This is a genomic window from Streptomyces sp. NPDC058758, assembly GCF_042746075.1.
Classification (GTDB): domain Bacteria; phylum Actinomycetota; class Actinomycetes; order Streptomycetales; family Streptomycetaceae; genus Streptomyces.
The window spans coordinates 1-18,756 of sequence record NZ_JBHYPS010000050.1 but is presented as its reverse complement, the minus strand read 5'-3'; the positions used below and the strand labels follow the sequence as shown (position 1 = coordinate 18,756).

16 protein-coding genes are annotated in these 18,756 nt (G+C 73.6%); 8 read left to right on the top strand and 8 right to left on the bottom strand.

Annotated features, from left to right (window positions below):
* Nucleotides 1–40 precede the first annotated feature (40 nt).
* The 4 genes from ACFW6A_RS35020 to ACFW6A_RS35005 all read left to right on the top strand — a co-directional run bounded on the left by ACFW6A_RS35020 (nucleotide 41) and on the right by ACFW6A_RS35005 (nucleotide 5,854).
* A complete protein-coding gene (locus tag ACFW6A_RS35020) occupies nucleotides 41–1,408 on the top strand; it encodes an MFS transporter (RefSeq protein ID WP_351850243.1) in 1,368 nt (455 codons plus the stop codon).
* Nucleotides 1,409–1,576: 168 nt separating this feature from the next.
* A complete protein-coding gene (locus tag ACFW6A_RS35015) occupies nucleotides 1,577–3,547 on the top strand; it encodes a GAF domain-containing protein (RefSeq protein ID WP_351850244.1) in 1,971 nt (656 codons plus the stop codon).
* Between the two features lie 124 nt (nucleotides 3,548–3,671).
* Nucleotides 3,672–5,150, top strand: a complete 1,479-nt coding sequence (locus ACFW6A_RS35010) for a fibronectin type III domain-containing protein (RefSeq protein ID WP_386645626.1) — start codon at nucleotides 3,672–3,674, stop codon at nucleotides 5,148–5,150.
* 71 nt (nucleotides 5,151–5,221) lie between these two features.
* Nucleotides 5,222–5,854, top strand: a complete 633-nt coding sequence (locus ACFW6A_RS35005) for a flavin reductase family protein (RefSeq protein WP_386481320.1) — start codon at nucleotides 5,222–5,224, stop codon at nucleotides 5,852–5,854.
* Nucleotides 5,855–5,862: 8 nt separating this feature from the next.
* Here the strand turns inward: ACFW6A_RS35005 and ACFW6A_RS35000 are convergent, their stop codons facing one another.
* The 7 genes from ACFW6A_RS35000 to ACFW6A_RS34970 all read right to left on the bottom strand — a co-directional run bounded on the left by ACFW6A_RS35000 (nucleotide 5,863) and on the right by ACFW6A_RS34970 (nucleotide 13,900).
* Entirely contained in the window at nucleotides 5,863–7,353 is a 1,491-nt protein-coding gene (locus ACFW6A_RS35000; protein WP_386645623.1) for a hypothetical protein, read from the bottom strand.
* A 40-nt stretch (nucleotides 7,354–7,393) separates the two neighbouring features.
* Nucleotides 7,394–7,801, bottom strand: a complete 408-nt coding sequence (locus ACFW6A_RS34995) for a type II toxin-antitoxin system PemK/MazF family toxin (protein ID WP_386645617.1) — start codon at nucleotides 7,799–7,801, stop codon at nucleotides 7,394–7,396.
* A 101-nt stretch (nucleotides 7,802–7,902) separates the two neighbouring features.
* The gene (locus ACFW6A_RS34990) at nucleotides 7,903–8,247 is read right to left on the bottom strand and encodes a hypothetical protein (protein ID WP_351850252.1); all 345 of its coding nucleotides are present in this window, start codon (nucleotides 8,245–8,247) and stop codon (nucleotides 7,903–7,905) included.
* 175 nt (nucleotides 8,248–8,422) lie between these two features.
* A complete protein-coding gene (locus ACFW6A_RS34985; protein ID WP_386645614.1) occupies nucleotides 8,423–10,804 on the bottom strand; it encodes a beta-glucosidase in 2,382 nt (793 codons plus the stop codon).
* An 8-nt stretch (nucleotides 10,805–10,812) separates the two neighbouring features.
* A complete protein-coding gene (locus tag ACFW6A_RS34980; protein ID WP_351850256.1) occupies nucleotides 10,813–11,631 on the bottom strand; it encodes a carbohydrate ABC transporter permease in 819 nt (272 codons plus the stop codon).
* The gene (locus ACFW6A_RS34975) at nucleotides 11,631–12,599 is read right to left on the bottom strand and encodes a sugar ABC transporter permease (protein WP_351850257.1); all 969 of its coding nucleotides are present in this window, start codon (nucleotides 12,597–12,599) and stop codon (nucleotides 11,631–11,633) included. Before ACFW6A_RS34975 ends, ACFW6A_RS34980 begins: the two co-directional genes overlap by 1 nt.
* The gene (locus ACFW6A_RS34970) at nucleotides 12,596–13,900 is read right to left on the bottom strand and encodes an extracellular solute-binding protein (RefSeq protein WP_351850258.1); all 1,305 of its coding nucleotides are present in this window, start codon (nucleotides 13,898–13,900) and stop codon (nucleotides 12,596–12,598) included. The genes ACFW6A_RS34975 and ACFW6A_RS34970 overlap by 4 nt, the downstream gene beginning before the upstream one ends.
* Before the next feature lie 153 nt (nucleotides 13,901–14,053).
* Between ACFW6A_RS34970 and ACFW6A_RS34965 the strand changes: the two genes are divergently transcribed.
* Nucleotides 14,054–15,094, top strand: a complete 1,041-nt coding sequence (locus ACFW6A_RS34965; protein ID WP_386645611.1) for a LacI family DNA-binding transcriptional regulator — start codon at nucleotides 14,054–14,056, stop codon at nucleotides 15,092–15,094.
* Between the two features lie 455 nt (nucleotides 15,095–15,549).
* Here ACFW6A_RS34965 and ACFW6A_RS34960 read toward each other — a convergent pair whose 3' ends face one another.
* The gene (locus tag ACFW6A_RS34960; protein ID WP_386645608.1) at nucleotides 15,550–16,128 is read right to left on the bottom strand and encodes a TetR/AcrR family transcriptional regulator; all 579 of its coding nucleotides are present in this window, start codon (nucleotides 16,126–16,128) and stop codon (nucleotides 15,550–15,552) included.
* Between the two features lie 274 nt (nucleotides 16,129–16,402).
* On the opposite strand from ACFW6A_RS34960, the gene ACFW6A_RS34955 reads away from it, so the two are divergent.
* From ACFW6A_RS34955 to ACFW6A_RS34945, 3 genes are all read left to right on the top strand, one after another.
* Nucleotides 16,403–17,053 (top strand): CatB-related O-acetyltransferase, encoded by a 651-nt coding sequence (locus ACFW6A_RS34955; protein WP_351850267.1) that lies wholly within the window; start codon nucleotides 16,403–16,405, stop codon nucleotides 17,051–17,053.
* A gap of 158 nt (nucleotides 17,054–17,211) precedes the next feature.
* Complete coding sequence (locus tag ACFW6A_RS34950) at nucleotides 17,212–17,784, top strand: hypothetical protein (RefSeq protein WP_386645605.1); 573 nt, start codon at nucleotides 17,212–17,214, stop codon at nucleotides 17,782–17,784.
* A 134-nt stretch (nucleotides 17,785–17,918) separates the two neighbouring features.
* Nucleotides 17,919–18,701: a nucleotidyltransferase gene (locus ACFW6A_RS34945; protein ID WP_386645602.1), complete on the top strand. Its 783-nt coding sequence runs from the start codon at nucleotides 17,919–17,921 to the stop codon at nucleotides 18,699–18,701.
* The last annotated feature ends 55 nt before the right edge of the window (nucleotides 18,702–18,756 follow it).

Sequence of the window (18,756 nt, the reverse complement as noted above, 5' to 3'; positions counted from 1 at the left end):
CTTCACCCCCGTCCCCTCCGTACGCGAAACCGGTGACCCCATGTCCGACACCACCACCCAGCCGAGAGGCCGCATCGGCCGCATCGTCGCCGCGAGCCTGATCGGCACCACCATCGAGTGGTACGACTTCTTCCTCTACGGCTCGGCCGCCGCGCTCGTCTTCAACACGCTCTTCTTCCCCAGCGCCGACCCCCTGGTGGGCACGCTGATCGCCTTCATCACGTACGCCATCGGGTTCGCCGCCCGCCCCCTCGGCGGCATCGTCTTCGGCCACTTCGGGGACAAGATAGGCCGCAAGAAGCTGCTGGTCCTGAGCCTGCTGATGATGGGCGGCGCCACCTTCGCGATGGGCCTGCTGCCCACCTACGAGTCCATCGGCGTGTGGGCGCCGATCCTGCTGACGGTGCTGCGCCTCGTCCAGGGCTTCGCCCTGGGCGGCGAGTGGGGCGGGGCCGTCCTGATCGTCTCCGAGCACGGCGGCGACAAGCACCGCGGCTTCTGGGCGTCCTGGCCGCAGGCCGGCGCCCCCGGCGGCAACCTGCTCGCCACCGGCGTCCTGTCCCTGCTGGCCGCCGTCCAGTCGGACGCCGCCTTCCAGTCCTGGGGCTGGCGCATCCCGTTCCTGCTCTCCGGACTGCTCGTCATGATCGGCCTGTGGATCCGCGTCTCGGTCTCCGAGTCCCCGGTGTTCCTGGAGGCCCAGGCCAGGGCGGAGGCCGCCGCGGCGGCGGGCGCCAAGGAGGAGGCGCCGGTCGTCGAGGTCTTCCGGCGCAGCTGGCGCGAGGTCCTGTCCGCCATCGGCACCCGCTTCGGCGAGAACATCTCGTACTACATCCTCACCTCCTTCCTCCTCGTGTACGTCACCGTGCACCTGGAACTCCCCAAGAGCACCGCCCTCAACGCCGTCCTGATCGGCTCGGCCGTCCACTTCGTCACCATCCCGCTGTGGGGCGCGCTCTCCGACCGGCTCGGCCGCCGCCCGGTCACGCTGATCGGCTCGGCGGGCATGGCGGTGTGGGCGTTCGTCTTCTTCGGGCTCGTCGACTCGAAGTCGTTCGTGGTGATCACCCTGGCGGTCACGGCCGGTCTGCTGCTGCACGGCGCGATGTACGGGCCGCAGGCCGCGTTCATCTCCGAGATGTTCGACACCAAGGTCCGCTACTCGGGCGCCTCCATGGGCTCCCAGCTGGCCTCCATCCTCGCCGGCGCCCTCGCCCCGATCATCGCGGTCGAGCTGCTCAAGGACTACGGCAGCTCCACGCCGATCGCCCTCTACCTCTGCGCGGCCGCCGTCGTCACCACCCTCACGGTGGCCGTCACCCGGGAGACCCTCGGCCGCGACCTCGCCCGCGACGGCCGGGAGGAGCGGACCGCGCCGGCCCCGGTGGCCGCCGGCGACCGGGCGTAGCACCGAGGTACGCGCCCCCCGGCGTCCGGCGCACGCGCCGGACGCACGGACCGCTCCCGGCCGCCGTCATCACGGGCTGATGACGGCGGCCGGCAGCGTCGTCCCGCCACCACCCGCGCCGCCGTCTTCACCCGCACCACCCGCACCGCCCGTCCGTCAGGAGGCCCCATGACCGCCGGCCGTCGCGCCGACACCCGCAGACCGTCGCCCACCGAGGCCGCCGCGCGCCGCATGCTCGACCTCCTGGCCTCCGGCGCCCCCGGAGAGGAACTCGCCGCGCAGCCCGCCCGGGCCCGGGCGGGAGGCGCCTCCCCGGCCGAGGCGGCCTGGATCGAGGAGACCTGCGAGGCCGCGCTGGCGGTGCGACGGGTCCTCGACCAGTACCGGCGCCGGGAGGCGGAACTGGTCGCGCTGTACGACACCGCCGGGGACCTGGCCGGGCTGCGGGACCTCGACGCCGTGCTGCGCGCCATCGTCCGGCGGGCCCGTACGCTGCTCGGCTCGGACGTCGCCTATCTGACGCTCAACGACCCCGCCGCCCACGACACGTTCATGCGGGTCACCGAGGGGTCCGTCTCGGCGGCCTTCCAGCAGCTCCGCCTCGGCATGGGAGAGGGCCTCGGCGGCCTGGTCGCCCAGACCGCCCGCCCGTACGCGAGCACGGACTACCGCACCGACCGCCGCTACCGGCACACCGGCCCCATCGACGACGGCGTCGCCGAGGAGGGGCTGCGCGGCATCCTCGGCGTCCCGCTCCGGCTGGGCGGGGAGGTCATCGGCGTCCTGTTCGCGGCCGACCGCACCCCCCGCGAGTTCACCCCCGAGGCCATCGCCCTCCTCGCCTCGCTCGCCGACCACGCCGCCGTCGCCATCGACAGCGCCCGCCGGCTCGACGAGACCCGCACCGCCCTCGCCCGGCTCGAAGCCGCCAACGCGACCGCCCGCGCCCACGGCGAGGCCCTCCACCAGGCGTCCGACGCCCACGACCGGCTGTCGAAACTGGTGCTGCGCGGAGCGGGCACCGACGAGGTCGCCGCCGAGATCGCGGCGCTGCTCGGCGGGGGAGTGGCCGTCCACGACACCGACGGCAGCGAGCTCGCCCGCGTCGGCACCGCGCCGGTGACCCCCTCCCCGGCCGGCCTGGCGGCCTCGCGCACGGAGGGCCGCGCGGTGCGCGCCGACGGCCTGTGGACCTGCGCCGTCCTCGCCGGCGCCGAACCCCTCGGCAGCATCGTGCTGACCGGCCGGGGAGACCTGCCCGAGGCGGACCGGCGCCTGTTCGAACGCTCGGCGCTCGTCACGGCGATGCTGCTGCTGATCCGCCGCTCGGTCGCCGAGACCGAGGACCGGGTCCGCGGCGAACTCCTCGACGACCTCCTCGCGGGCCCCGCCGCCTCGGCCCGCTGGGACCCGGGCAGCCTCACCCTGCGCGCCCGGCGCCTCGGCGTCGACCTCGCCCGCCCCCACGCCGTCGCCGTCGCCGACTGCGAGCCCGCCCTGCGCTCCCGGCTCGCCGCGGAGGCCGGCCGCGTGGCGCGCCGACTCGGCGGACTGGCGGGCACGCGCCAGGGCCGTACCGTCCTGCTCGTGCCGTGCGACCGGGCCCGTACCCTCGCCCACGACCTCGCCGCCGGCCTCGCCCGGGGCACCGGCGCACCGGTCACCGTGGGCACGGCCGGGCCCGGCACCGCCCCGGACCGGCACGCCGCCCTCCACGCCGAGGCCGTGCGGTGCCTGACGGCGCTGCACGCCCTCGGCCGCACCGGGGAGGGCGCCGACGCCGCCGCCCTCGGCTTCGTCGGCGTCCTCCTCGGAGACCGCGCGGACATCGCCGCGTACGTGGACCGCGTCCTCGGCCCCGTCCTCGCCTACGACGCCGAGCGCGGCACCGAACTCGTCCGCACCCTGCACGCCTACTACGACCACGGAGCGAGCCTCGCCCGCGCCAAGGACGCCCTCCACGTCCACGTCAACACGGTCGTCCAGCGCCTCGACCGCGTCGCCCAACTCCTCGGCCCCGACTGGAACACGCCCGACAGCGCCCTGGAGATCCACCTCGCCCTCCGCCTCCACCGGCTGTCCCGCGCGGCCCCCGGGGCACCCGCCCCGGCACCGGAGGCGCCCGGCCGGACGGCCTGATCCTTCCCCTTCCATGGCAAGGCGCGACACAACCCCGCCCGTGGAAGTGGTGGGACGACACGTGGGCCGCGGCCCCGGTCGTTCCCCAGGATGACGCCATCCCTCACCCCTCCTGGAGACGCGAATGAAGATCAGGACGTTCCTCGCCGCCGTGCTCGCGGCCGTCGGCATCGCCGCCACGACGACCGGCGGCGCGACGGCCGCCGTCCCGGAGCCGACCACCGGCTCGCTGCGGCAGTACGACATCGACGCGGCGTACGTGAGCGGACTCTCGTCCGGCGGGTTCATGGCCAACCAGCTGCACGTCGCCTACTCCGACGTCTTCGACGGCGCCGGCATCTTCTCGGCGGGCCCCTACGACTGCGCGCAGAACAACCTCAACACCGCCCTGTACGGGTGCATGGACACCTTCATGGCCCGCAAGACCCCCGCCCAGCTGGAGCAGTTGACCCGCGACCGGGCCGCGGCCGGCAAGGTCGACCCGGTCGCCAACCTGTCCGGGGACAAGGTCTGGCTGTTCCACGGCACCAACGACAGCACGGTCAAGGCGCCCGTCAACGACGACCTCGCCACCTACTACCGCGACCTCGGCGCCGACGTGGTCTACCGCAACACGTCCGCGTCCGGCCACGCCTGGGTCAGCCCCATCGGCCCCAACTCCTGCACCTCCACCAGCTCCCCCTACGTCAACAACTGCGGCGGCGACCCGGTGAAGGAGATGCTGACCCACCTGCTCGGCAGCGTGAAGCCCGCGAGCACGGCGGCCCTCACCGGCGAACTGGTCCGCTTCGACCAGGGCGCGTACGCGCCCGGCGGGAACCCGAGCGCCATCGGCATGGGCGACGAGGGCTTCGCCTACGTCCCCCGGTCCTGCCGGAACGGCGCCTCCTGCAAGCTGATGGTCACCCTCCACGGCTGCTACCAGTACTTCGGCCTCGTCGGCAACGCCCTCATGGACAAGGCGTACCTCAACGAGTACGCCGACACCAACGACCTCGTCGTGCTCTACCCGCAGACCACCACCATGACCGGCAACCCGCGCGGCTGCTGGGACTGGTGGGGCTACAAGTCCGCCGACTACGCCCAGAAGAGCGGCCCGCAGATGACGGCCGTGACGAACATGGCCAAGGCGCTCGGCGCCGGCGCGACCACCACGACCCCGGCCCCGACGCTCCCCGCGCCGGCCGGCCTCGCCGTCACCGGCACCACCGACACCACCGCCTCCCTGTCCTGGACGCCGGTCGCCGGCGCGGCCTCCTACGACGTCTACCGCGACGGCACCAAGGCCAACGGCGCCCCGGTCACCACCCCCTCCTACACGGACCCCGGACTCACCGCCGGCACGACCTACGGCTACGCCGTGGCCGCCGTCGACGCCACCGGCACCGCGGGCCCCAGGAGCGCCGCCGTCGACGCCACCACCACCGGAGCCGCGGCCGTCTGCGTGACCGCCAGCAACTACGCCCACACCACGGCCGACCGCGCCCACCAGTCCGGCGGCTACACCTACGCCAACGGCTCCCAGCAGAACCTCGGCCTGTGGAACGTCCTGGTCACCAGCACCCTCAAGCAGACCTCCCCGGGCTACTGGGTCACCTGCTGACCCGGCCCCGAGGCGGCCCGCCGCCGTTCCTTCGGCGCCGGCCGAAGGGTTCCGCGCCTAGCGTTCTCCGCATGACGACGACCGACACCCACCGGGTGATCCGCCCGAGCATCCTCTACTTCGGCACGCCGGTGGCCCTGCTCACCACGGAGAACCCCTCAGGTACGTTCAACCTCGCCCCCGTCTCCTCCGCCTGGGCCCTGGGACAGCGCGTCGTCCTGGGCCTCGGCTCCGAGGGCCGGACGGTGCGGAACCTGGCGGAGCGGCCCGAGCTGGTGATCAGCCTCCCCCCGCCCGAACTCTGGGAGCGGGTCGAGCGCCTGGCGCCGCTCACCGGCGCCGACCCGGTGCCGGAGGCCAAGCGGGCGGCGTACCGGTACGAGCCCGACAAGTTCGCCGCCGCCGGACTGAGCCCGCGGCCCTCCCACCTCGTCCGGCCTCCGAGGGTCGCCGAGGCCCCCCTCCAACTGGAGGCCAGAGCCGTCGCGCTGACCCCGGGAGGGGAGGGGAGCTTCTTCTCCGTCGAGTGCGAGGTGCTCCGCGTCCACGCCGACGAGCGGATCGTCGTCCCCGGCACCCAGCACGTCGACCCGGGCGTGTGGAGCCCGCTCATCTACAACTTCCGGCACTACCACGGGCTCGCGCCCGAACTCGGGCACGGCTTCCGCTCCGAGACCCCCGGGACCGCCGTGCGCACCGGCTGACTCCGGCCTCACGCGGGGGCGGTGCCGCCCAGGCAGTCGTCGAGGAGGGCGTGCATGCGGGCGACGGGGAGCGACGGGTTGGCCGCGGCCCCCTCCGCGGTGTCCGGGTCGGCGAGGAGGATCTCCAGGACCTCCGGCGACAGCCCCGGGTTGGCGGCGGCCGCCCGGCGCACCGACGGGTCGGAGTCCGTCACCGGAGGGTCGGACAGGGCGGGATCGCCCGCGGCCACGGCCCGCACCTGCGGATCCGGGTGGCCGACGAGGTGGGCCGTGCCGGTGCGGGGGAACGCGGGCAGGGTCAGCAGGTGCGGGCGGTGGACGGGATGGGCGACGAAGACGTCCAGGAGGAGGCGCGGCGGGGCCAGGGGGTGGTGGCAGGCCAGCCGGATCCGCACCTCCTCGTCCTCGTCCCGCGCGAGGGGCGCGGCGAGTGCGGCGGGCAGGCCGGGCCAGCTCGCCGCGACCCGCCGGAGCACCGGCTCCTCGGACGCCGCGCAGGCGGCGAACCACTCGGCGGGCGGTTCGGGGGCGAACTCGGTGATCGGGCAGGTGCAGTCCCGGCCGTGGCCGACGATCCTGCCGATCACGTCGTGTTCCGCCCAGGTGCGCGAGAAGGACTGGACGCGTGCGCGCGTGCGTATCTCCTCGTGCGGGTCCTCTCTCAACTCCGCGACCAGCTCCGGCCCCAGGTCGGGCCGGGTGGCGACCAGCGCGCGGAACCTCGCCTCGGGGTGGCGGGCGAGCCGGGCGACGGCGTCGTGCGGGGCGTGGCGGTTCCCGGCCAGGGCGAACAGCAGCAGGTCCTCGCCGAAGCACCGCTCGACCAGCGCCGGCGTCAGCGCGCATTCGCCGAACACGAAGCCCCACCCGCGCGCCTCGTAGCCCGGGAGCCTGGCCTCCACCTCTTCCGGGTCCAGCACCCAGCTGTGCTCCCGTGCCGACCGGCGGACGGTGGGGTCCGGGTCGTCGAGCAGCTTCGCCCGCTGCTCCGGGGGGAGCGAACCCCAGCCCCAGGTGGCCTGCCTCCGGAGCCCGGGGTGCTCGCGGTCGGCCAGGGAGTGGCGGAACGACAGGGGTACCTGGCCGGACCCGTCGAGCCCCCCGACGATCTCGTTCGCCGTGACCCGGCCGTCCTCGCCGCCGTCCTCGGAGGTCAGCAGGGTCACGAGGATCTCGTCCGGGAGCGGCCGGACCCGTCGGGGCGCCCGGGGGCGGGGGCCGTCGGCGAGCCACGCGCGGACGAGCCCCGACGGGTCCTTCGCCAACGGGACGAGAGCCTGGGGGTCGACGTGGTGGTTGCGGGCGAGGGCGCCGCGGATGGTCCGGTCCGGATGGCGCAGTGCCGCGTCGAGCGCGGCGGCGGGCAGGTCGCGCCCCTGGCACATGGCCGGGCCGGTCTCACCGGCCGTCCGGTCCATCAGGCGTATCAGGACGTCGGAGGGCGCCGCCGGGTTGAAGGCGACGCCGCGCAGCCACAGTGGGCGGAGGGATGCGGACACCGCGCCATCGTGTCACCTCGGCGGAGACGGTGGCGGCGGGTCAGCCGTCGACCGCTCCGCGACGGAGGGCCGTCTTCAGCGCGTCGAACCCGGCCGCCGCCGTCGGCGTCCACTCCGTCGGCCGCGCGGCGCGCCGGAGAGCCGCCTCCGCGGCGTCGAGCCTGGCGGGGGAGAGCGCGCCGGCCCGCTCGGTCAGGTCGTCGCGGGTCACGGTGGTCGTCCAGGTGCACGGGGTGAAGCCCGGGCGGGGGAAGGCCCATCGCAGCACGCCGTCGAAGGGCAGTCCCTCCGGGGGACCCACGGGCACCTCGACGCCGAGGTCGCCCAGGTCGACTCCCGCCGGAGCGACGACCTGCACGGCCCGGAAGCCGGACGGCTCCTCGTCCGAGAGCAGCACCACCGGCCGCCGCTCGTCGAACACGGCCCACCAGACCTCGCCGCGACGCATGGGTCCTCCTGACAGGGGCTGTGGGGCGGACACGGACCGGGAGGCCCCAGCGTAGCCCCGCCGGGTGCGGCCGGCCGGGGGCCGGCCGCACCCGGTGTCCGTCAGGAGAAGACGACCGACCGGACGAGGAGGCGATCTGAGGCGCCGCCGCCCGGGCGCAGGCTGTAGAAGGCGTCCCCCGAGCAGTCGGCCTCCAGGAAGACCACGGCCGTCGCGTTCGTGCGGTTCTTCGGGGCGTAGGCGGCGGAGCCGGGCTCCGAGCCGGGCCCCTGGACGTTGATGCAGGTGCCGCTCTCGGGGTCGTTGAGGAAGCCGACCGCCTCGTACCCGTCGGACGTCCGGTACGTGTAGCGGAACTGGCCGTCGGCGGCGGAGGCCGGTCCGGGGGCGGTGACGAGGAGGAGGGCGGCGCCGGTGGCGGCGGCGAGGGCGGAGCGAAGACGCATGGGGTTCCTTGTTCGCACGGGTGGGCGGTACGTGCGAGCGCTGCCCCTCGTGGCGGCGGGGTAGTCCAGCCGTCACCCGTAAGGCCGTTGCGGAATCGATTCGTCCGCCCTCGAACGGCGGGAACGGCCCGGCCCCGCCCGTGGGACGCGGGCCGGGCCGGGCCGTTCCGTCGGGTCAGGCGGTGGCCTCCGTCCGGAGGGGCGCGAAGACCGCGTGCAGGCGGCGGGTGTGGTCCAGGGTGCGGACCGGGCCGGTGAGGGTGACGGCGGCGGTCAGGCGGGGGTCGGTGCTGGAGGCGGCCAGCCTGAGCTCCAGGGCGCCCGGTTCGACGCGGCGGGCTCCGTCGCGGCCGGTGAAGGAGGCCAGGTCGGCGGGGACGGTGACGCGCAGACGGCTGCTCTCGCCGGGGGCGAGGTCCAGCCGGTGGTAGCCGATGAGGCGCTGGACGGGCTGGACCACGGAGGCCACCGGGTCGTGGAGGTAGAGCTGGACGAGTTCCGTGCCGGGGCGGGCGCCGGTGTTGCGGACCGTGAGGGCCAGGGTGAACGCCCCGTCCGTGGGCGCCGTCCCGTTCTCCACGGCCAGGTCCGTCCAGGCGAAGGTGGTGTAGGTCAGCCCGTGGCCGAAGCCGTAGGCCGGCGTCGGGTCGATGCTGGAGACCTCGCTCGCCTGGCCGAGGCGGGCGGCCAGGTAGGTGGACGGCTGGGCGCCGTGGTGGCGGGGCACGCTGACGGGCAGCCGGCCGCTCGGCTCCGTCCGCCCGCTGAGGACGGCCGCGAGGGCGGTGGTGCCGGCCTCGCCGGGGAAGAACGCCTGGAGGATCGCGGCGCTCTCGCCGGTCGCCCGGCCGAGCGCGTACGGGCGTCCGGCCAGGAGCGTCGTCACGACCGGCGTGCCGGTGTCGAGGAGGGCGTCGAGGAGCCGCTGCTGGACTCCGGGGAGGGCCAGGGACTCCGCGTCGCAGCCCTCGCCGCTGGTGCCGCGGCCGAAGAGGCCGGCGCGGTCGCCGAGCGCGGCGATCACGAGGTCGGCGCCGCGGGCGAGGGCGACGGCGCCGGCGATCCCCGACGTGTCGGGGTCGTCCACGCCGCAGCCGGGGGCCGAGACGAGGTCCGCGGACGGGAAGGCGGCCAGGAGGGCGTCGCGGAGCGTCGGCAGGCCGATGCCGAGGGGGACGTCCGGGTGCTGTCCGCCGACGTGGACGGGGAAGGAGTAGCAGCCGAGGACCGCGGTCGGCTCGTCGGCGTTGGGGCCGATGAGGGCGATCCGGCGGGGGGCGTCGGGGTCGAGGGGGAGGGTGCCGTCGTTGCGCAGGAGGACGACCGCACGCTCGGCGACCCGGGCGGCCAGCTCCCGGTTCGCGGCCGGGTCGAGGTCGACGGCGCCGCGGAGCGTCTCGGGGTCCGCGGTGGTGTCGGTGCCTGCCAGCGCGGCGGGCACGGGGGACCAGTCGGGGTCGAGGAGGCCGAGCTCCGTCTTCTGGGTGAGCACCCTGCGTACCGCGCGGTCCACGAGGTCCTGGGCGACCTCGCCCTTCTCGACGGCGTCGAGGAGCGGGGCGCCGAAGGTCTTCACGGTGGGCAGTTCGACGTCGACGCCGGCGGTCAGGGCGGCCTCGGCGGCCTCGCCGAAGGTGCCGGCCACGCCGTGCAGGGTCTTGAGGAACGCGATGCCGAAGTAGTCGGCGACGACGGTGCCGGTGAAGCCCCAGGTGTCGCGGAGCAGCCCGGTGAGCAGGTCGGCGTCGGCGGCGGAGGGGACGCCGTCGGTGTCGGTGTAGGCGTGCATCACCGACCGGACGCCGCTCTCGCGGACCGCCATCTCGAACGGCGGCAGGATCACGTCCGCGAGCTCGCGGCGGCCCATGCCCACCGGTGCCAGGTTGCGGCCCGCGCGGGAGGCCGAGTAGCCCGCGAAGTGCTTGAGGGTGGCGACGATCCCGGCGGACTCCAGGCCCTGGACGTAGGCGGTGGCGAGCGTGCCGACGAGGTACGGGTCCTCGCCGATGGTCTCCTCGACGCGTCCCCAGCGGGCGTCGCGGACGATGTCGAGGACCGGGGCCAGGCCCTGGTGCACGCCCACGGCGCGCATGTCCCGGCCGATGGCCGCCGCCATTTCGCGGATCAGGCCGGGGTCGAAGGTCGCTCCCCAGGAGAGGGGGACCGGGTAGGCGGTGGCCCCCCAGGCGGCGAAGCCGGCCAGGCACTCCTCGTGGGCCACGGCGGGGATGCCGAAACGGTTCGCGGCGGCGATCCGCCGCTGGGTCCGCAGGAGGGAGAGGGCGCCGACGGCGGGGTCGACGGGGACGGTGCCGAAGGGGCGGGTGAGCTGGCCGAGGCCGTCGGGGAGGAGCGCGTCGAGGTCGACCGCCTCCTCCATGTCGTGCTGGTGCGGGGCGACTTCGGCGCCCTCGTCGGACGCCCCGACCCAGACGCCGAAGAGCTGGGCGACCTTCTCCCGGAGCGTCATCGCCCGGAGCAGGGCGTCGACGCGGACCTCGGTGCTCAGCCGGGGGTCGTTCCAGGCGGGGAGCGGGGACTGGGGCTCTGTTGCCACGGTGGCGGTCACTTTCCTCCGACCCCCATCAGGCCCTGCACCAGGGCACGACGGGCGAACAGGTAGACGAGCAGGATGGGGAGCATGGACAGGACGACGGCCGCGAGGAGCCCGGGGATGTCGACGCCGTGCTCGGTCTGGAAGTCGTACAGGCCCATGGTGATGACCTTGTTCTCCGAGGACTGGGTGAGCACGAGCGGGAACAGGAAGCCGTTCCAGGCCTGGAGCGAGGAGAAGACGACGATCGTCGACAGACCGCCCTTCGAGAGGGGCAGCACCAGTCCGCGGAAGATCCTCCAGGGGGAGGCGCCGTCGACGGTCATGGCCTCGTACAGCTCGGGGGTGATGTCCCGCATGACACCGGAGAGGATCAGGGTGCAGACGGGCATGGCGAAGGCGGCGGTCGGCAGGATGACGCCGAGCAGGTTGTCGTACAGGCCGGCCTCGTTGATGAGGTAGAACATCGGCACGATCACGGCCTGGGACGGGATGGCCAGTCCGAGCAGGAAGAGCCGGAAGACCCTCCCCGTGGCCTTGCCGTCGCTGCGGACGATGGCGTACGCGAGCGGCGGGACGAGGAGCAGGACGATGGCGACGACGGCGACGGTGACGACGACGGTGTTGAGGAAGTACTGCGCGAAGCCCTCGTCGAGGTCGTTGACGTAGTTGTCGAGGGTGAGGTTCGTCGGGAGCCCGAGGGGCCCGTTCGCGGCGTAGTCCGCCCGGGTCTGGAACGTGGCGACCAGCATCACGTACAGCGGCAGGCCGACGACGAACAGCCAGACGAGCGAGCCGAATCCGGCGAGGTAGTGGGGACGCTTCCGCATCAGACGCCCTCCATGGTGCTGCGCATCTTGTCGTAGCCGCTCAGCTTGACCATGACGAGGGAGACGAGCGTGGCGACGAGGACGAGGAGGAGCGCGATGGCGGAGGCCCCTCCGAAGTCGAAGCTCTTGAAGGCCTTCTGGTACATGTAGTAGGCGCTGTTCGTGGTGTCGGTGCCGGGTCCGCCCTGGGTGAGGATCAGCACGGTGTCGAAGGTGGTGAGCCCGCCGACCACCATCAGGACCGTCGAGGTGATGACGGTGTTGCGCAGCTGCGGCAGGGTGATGTGGAAGAACTGGCGGTACCGGCCGGCGCCGTCGATCTGCGCGGCCTGGTAGAGGACCTGGGGAATGGCCCGCGCGGCGCCCTGGTAGAGCAGGGTGTGCAGGGGCGTGAACTGCCACGTGCTGACGAAGACCAGGACGCCGAGGGCACTGGCCTGCGCGCCGAAGAGGTTGCCGTCGCCGAACAGCCACGCCGCCCGGGAGGGGACGCCGAAGTTGGGGTCGAGCACGGCCCGCCACAGGACGGACACGGCGGTGATGGAGAGCAGCAGCGGGACGAAGTAGATCGCGGAGAGGACGGCCCGGTTGCGCTGGTGGCCGGCGGCCCAGACGCCGAGCAGGATGCTGAGGGGGGTCTGGACGAGGACGCCGAGGACGGTGAGGAGCAGGCTCAGCCAGAGGCTCTTGACCATCACGGGGTCGTCGAGCAGCTTGCTCCAGTTCTCCAGGCCGGCGAACTCGGGGGAGCCGAGGCCGTTCCAGCGGGTGAAGGAGAGCACGACGACCAGGGCGAGCGGGACGAGGGCGAACAGGCCGAAGAAGACGGCGGCGGGCGCCGCCCAGGCGAAGCCCGGGCGGCCCACCCCGGTGCCGGGGCGGCCCGGCCGCTTCCGGGGCCCGGGCTTCCCGGCGCCGTCCGCGGCGGGGGCGGTGACAGGAGTCATGGCGGTCGTTCCGGTGGTCATGCCGCGGGCAGGCTCTGCATGGCGGCGATGAAGGCGTCGGCGTCCGTCTGTCCGTTGAAGAACTGCTGGACGGCCTGGTGGATCGTGGTCGTGGCGGCCGGCGGGAACGCCTGGTCCCAGGAGAGCTGGAAGGCGGGTGCCTTCTTCACCAGGTCGTACTGGAAGGTGGAGTAGGCGGGGTTGGCCGAAGTGTCCAGGAACTTCTCGGTGTTGGTGGTGGTCGGCAGGTTGCCGACCGCGAGCTGGGCCTTGACGAACTCGTCGGAGTACATGAGCTTCAGGAACTCGGCGACGGCCTCGGGGTGTTCGGTGCTCTTCAGCACCGAGTAGAAGTTGTTGGTGTTGCCGGCGACGTTGGCCGGGTCGCCCTTGCCGCCCTCGACGGTCGGGAAGGCGCCGTAGCCCAGGTCGTTCTTCACGAACTCCGGGTGGGCGTCCTGGAGGGTGGAGTACTCCCACGAGCCCATCAGCTCGAAGGCGGCCTTGCCGGTGGCGAGCAGGGCGGGGGAGCCGCCGTCGGTGAACTTCACCGAGTCGTAGTTGGTGCCGAAGGCGCCGGCGTCGATCAGCTCCTTGAGCATGCCCAGCGCCTTCCGGCTGTCGGCGCTCGCCCACGCCTCCTTGTCGCCGCCGACGGCCTTCTGGAAGAGCTCGGGGCCCGCCACCCGGTCGTAGAGGTACTGGAACCACATCTGGGTCGGCCACTTGTCGCCGCCGCCCAGGGCGATCGGGGTGACGCCCCTGGCCTTGAGGGTCTTGACGGCGGCCAGCAGCTCGTCCCAGGTGCGCGGGGCGCTCAGACCCGCGTCCTTGAGGACCTTCTCGTTGCTGAACAGCAGGACGGGCTGGGTGCCGCGCATGGGGACGCCGTACGGCTTGCCGTCGACGACCGCGGTGTTGAAGACGGAGGGGAGGAAGGAGGACTTGAGCTCCGGGGTCTTGGCGATGAAGTCGTCGAGCGGCATCAGCAGGCCCGCGTCGACGTAGGGCTTGATGCTGCCGCCGCCCCAGTTGAAGAACACGTCCGGCGCCTGCTTGCCGCTGATGATCGTCTGCAGCTTCGACTGGTAGTCGGCGCCGGGGATGGTGTCGAGGACGGCCTTGACCTTCGAGGTCTTGTTGAAGGTGTCGACGAGCTGCTTCTCCACCTTGTTCGTCGCGTCGCCGTAGACCAGCACGTGGATCGTGCCGGAGTCCCCCGCGGCGTCGCCGGAGCCGCCGCAGGCGGCGAGGGAGAGGGTCATGGCCAGCGATGCTCCACCGACGACAGCGGTTCTCAGCAGCTGTATGGGTCGCTTCATCGGCTCTCACCTTTCGAAAGAGTTTCGGTGATGTTTCCGAAACTTCATGCCCGGGACGGTAGGGTCGCCGCCGTGAAGCGGTCAACCCTCCGGGGGTGCGTTATCGAAGCGTGATCTGGTCCGGGGGTGGGGAGCGTGCTTTATGCTGCTCGGATGCGAGATGACGAGGACACGCGGCGGATCACGCTCGCGGAGGTCGCCCAGGAAGCCGGCGTATCGCTTTCGACAGTTTCGAAAGTCCTCAACGGCCGCCAGGACGTGTCACCGGTCACCCGCGGCAAGGTGGAGCGCCTCCTGGAGGCGCACTCCTACCGCCGGACCACCCGGGCGGCCGGCGAGGCGCCGCTGATCGAACTCGTCTTCCACGAACTCGACAGCGCGTGGTCGATGGAGCTGATCCGGGGGGTGGAGAACCTCGCCAAGGCGCACCAGGCGAGCGTCGTCCTCACGGAGAGCGGCACCCGCCACGCCCCGGCCGCCGACTGGATCGAGGGGGTGCTCCAGCGCAGGCCCATCGGCGTGGTCCTGGTGTTCTCCTCCCTCCCCGACGCCGTCAAGCGACAACTCGGCGCGCGCTCCATCCCGTTCGTCATCGTCGACCCGGCGGGCGACCCCGAACCGGACGTGCCGTCCGTCGGCTCGGCGAACTGGGCCGGCGGCGTCGCCGCGACCCGCCACCTCGTCGACCTCGGCCACCGCCGCATCGCCATCGTCACCGGCCCCAAGGACATGCTCTGCTCCCTCGCCCGCCTCGACGGCTACCGCTCGGCCCTGAACATGGCCGGCATCGCCCCCGACGCCGCACTCGTCCGCTACGGCGACTTCCACGTCGAAGGCGGCTACCGGCACGCCATGGAACTCCTCCGCGCCCCCGACCGGCCCACCGCGATCTTCGCGGGCAGCGACCTCCAGGCCCTCGGCGTCCTCGAAGCGGCCCGGGTCTGCGGCCTGCGCGTGCCCGAGGACCTCTCCGTCGTCGGATACGACGACGTGATGATCGCCCGCTGGTCGAGCCCCGCCCTCACCACGGTCCACCAGCCGCTGCGCGCGATGGGCGAGGAAGCGGTCCAGATGCTGCTCCGACTGCGCGCCGGCGAGCCCTCGGTGACCCGCCTGGAACTCGCGACGAGCCTCGTGGTCAGGAACAGCACGGCACCGCCGCCGAAGGAGGCGGGGGCGGGAGCGGACGCCTAGCGGCCCCGGCTCGCGACGCCCGACTCCCGCTGGGGCCCGCCGCTGCCGCCGCCCGTCCGCGGGGCGGCCCTCAGCGGCCCGCGACCGGTGGGGGCTCCGGCGCACGCCCCGGCGTACACTTCGGAGCCGAGGCCCCCGAAGCCGCTGAGGCCGTCGGGTCTCCGGGGGCTCCTGAAGCCGTGCGAAAGAGTTTCGGCCGTCTTCCCGCCCCGGTTCCGAGCGGCGTGGAACAGCCCTTCGTGAGGCCGGGCCGGAGCGCGGGAGCCGCTCGTCTCACCGGACGGTCCGCCGGCCGACCGGTGCCTCGAACGGGCGCCCTGCGTCGTCGCGGTCTTCAACACGCGCCTGCGGTGCGTCCGCGCCCACGCCGACGGGGAACGCGCCGCCGGCCCCGCGAAGGCGCGGCTCCGCGGACTGCGCGTCGCACGGGCGGTTCCCGGCCGGCGCGGCGCACCTCACGGTCGCGGTCCCATTCCGGCGAAGAGGGCGTCGAGGACGCGGTCGACGTAGGCGGGGGTCAGGGGCTCCCGCGTGATCAGCAGACGGAAGTACAGCGGTCCGGAGAGGATCGCCATCGCCAGGTCCAGGTCGAAGTCGGGCGCCAGTTGACCCTGCTCCCGCGCCGCCCGCAGACGGGCGACGGTCTTGTCCGCCTGCGGGGCGATGAAGCGCTCGTTGAGCGCGGCGGCGACACCGGCGTCGTGCTGGGCCTCGCCGACCAGCGCCCTGAAGAGGGGGCTGAGCGGCCCGCCCCCCAGGAGCTCGACGGCCTCGTGGACCTGCCGGCGCAGGTCGGCTCGGAGATCGCCCGTGTCGGGATAGTCCAGGGCCGACTCGCTGCGCGAGAGCAGAGAGTCGAGCAGCAGGGCGCCCTTGGACGGCCACCGGCGGTAGACGGTGTGCTTGCCGACACCGGCCCTGGCGGCGATCGCCTCGATGCTGAGCTTGGCGTAGCCGAGCTCCTGCCCGAGTTCCAGGGTGGTGCGCATGATGGCCTCGGTGAGGTCCGGGCCGCGACGACGGGGAGGGCTCATGCCCCCACATTAACGGCACGGCACGTGCCGTTCTTGACAGGGTCCCGGGAACTGGGCAGGCTGCCGGATGAAGGAACGGCACGTGCCGTGCCGTTTCGTCCGGTCGAAGCCCGGGACCGGCGGAAGCCGGGGCGACCGTCGGACCCGAGCGGCGCACTCCACCCCTGCCGCCGGCCCCCGCCCGAGCCCGCCCCACGCCCACGCCCCCTCCGCCCCGTGCCCCGGCCCGTCACCCGTCATTCGTCACCCGTCACCCGTCACGAGGGAGCCCGCCGTGCCCGTCCCCGCCGACCCCACCGTCCTCCATCCCCTGCCCGACCAGCCGCGGGTGGTCCTGCTCAAGCCCCTGGTCACGTCCCCGCTGATCGAGGTGGGGGAGTACACGTACTACGACGACCCCGACGACGCGACCGCGTTCGAGACGCGCAATGTGCTCTACCACTACGGACCCGAGAAGCTCGTCATCGGCAGGTTCTGCGCCCTGGGCACGGGCGTCCGGTTCCTCATGAACGGCGCCAACCACCGCATGGACGGCCCCTCGACCTTCCCCTTCCCCACCATGGGCGGCTCCTGGGCCGACCACTTCGACCTGCTCACCGGCCTGCCGAACCGCGGGGACACCGTCGTCGGCAACGACGTCTGGTTCGGCCACGGCGTGACCGTCATGCCCGGCGTCCGCGTCGGGCACGGCGCGATCGTCGCCAGCGGCTCGGTGGTCACCAAGGACGTCCCCGACTACGGCGTCGTCGGCGGCAACCCGGCCCGCCTCCTGCGCACCCGCCACAGCGAGGAGGACGTCGCCCGCCTGCTCGCGCTGGCCTGGTGGGACTGGCCCCCGGAGCACATCACCGCGCACGTGAGGACCCTCATGTCCGGCACCGTCGACGAACTGGAGAAGGCCGCGCCCGCCCGTCCGCGCCCGTGACCCGACCCAACCCCCGGAACCGTTGTCACTCGCCGGTGGAATATGCGGACGATCGGCTGCGGCCGCCCGGGACCGTCCGCCACCGTAGGGGCGAGGGGCCGCCGCCGGCCGACGAGCCGCGGCGGCCGTACCGACCCGACGGAACGGGAGGCGGGGACATGTGGGAACCGGACGGCGCGGAAGGGCACGTGGGCAAGGTCGGGGTGCTGCTGGAGGACGGCACGGTGCCGGGCCCGGTGTACATCGACGCGGGCAGCGGTGCGTACGTCCCCCGCTTCACGGACTGGTGGTACTACGACGGCGTGAACCGCCGCCCGCTGGCGGACCGGATGCGCGCCGTGTGCGCCTGCGGCTGGGTCGGCGAGGGCACGTACCCGCTCGACTGGAAGCGGGTCCCGGACCGTGAGCCCCACCGCTACGACACCTCCGGCCCGGAGGGGGACTGGCAGAGGCACACCCGCGAGATCGCCGCCGCGGCGGTGCCGCTCCCGGAGGACGTCGCCCGCCTCATCTCGCGGATCCGCGAGCGCCTCGACGCCATCGAGGACACCGACCCCCTCACCGCCCTGCGGATCGTCGGCGCGCTGGACGCCGTCGTGGAGACCGACGGCCCGTACGCCACCCGCATCGCCACGAGGAGGCACACCGACGAGGAGATCGCCGCCGCGCTCGGCGCCACCGAGAAGGCCCTGGCCGCCCGGCTGCGCCGCTACGACCCCCGCCGCTACTGACCGCACGGCGCGCCGGAGCCCCGGCCGCCCCCGGCACCCGGGAGGGTCCGGCCGGTGCGGCCCGCCGCCCCCGCCGCTCCGGGGGCCCCGAAACCCGTTGGCCCGTGGCGGGGGAGGTGCGGCAGGGTTCAGGCATGACCGCTGAAGGGCTGGACGACGACGGATTCATCGCCCGGGAGGGCTCCCTGAGCCGCGTCCCGGAGGAGTTCACCCCCGTGGTGGACGCCGCACGGGCGCTGATCGCCGAGACCTTCGGCGACGACCGGCTGCACAGCGCCTACCTGTACGGCAGCATCCCCCGAGGCACCGCGATCCCCGCCGTGTCCGACCTCGACCTGCTGCTCGCCCTGCACCGGGAGCCCACCCGTGCCGACCGCGCGGACGCCGACGCGCTCGAAGCCTCGCTCGACGCCTCGTTCGGGCAGATCGACGGCGTGGGCGTCCTCCTCTTCGGCACGGGCACCCTGCTGAGCGACCTCGAACGCCACGACCTCGGGTGGTTCGTCGCCTGCCTGTGCACCCCGCTGCTCGGCGACGACCTCGCCGCCGCCCTGCCCCGCTACCGCCCCACCCCCCTGCTCGCCCGCGAGACCAACGGGGACCTCGGCCTGGCCCTGCCGCGCTGGCGCGAACAGTACGCCGCCGACGCCACCGACGCCCGGCGCAGGAGGCTCAGCCGCGCCGTCGCCCGCCGCCTCGTCCGCAGCGGCCTCACCCTGGTGATGCCCCGCTGGGGCGGCTGGACCAGCGACCTCACCCGGTCCGCCGAGGTGTTCGCCCGCTACTACCCCGAACGCGCCGCGCAGATGTACCTCGCCGCGGCCACCGCCCGCACCCCGACGGCCGACCCTGCGGTCCTCGGCACGCTGATCGACGACCTAGGAAGTTTCTTTCGGATCATCTCGCCGACCAGATGAAGATGGCGGCGATGTGGAGTCCGGCGAGGTAGATGGTGGCGGTCTTGTCGTAGCG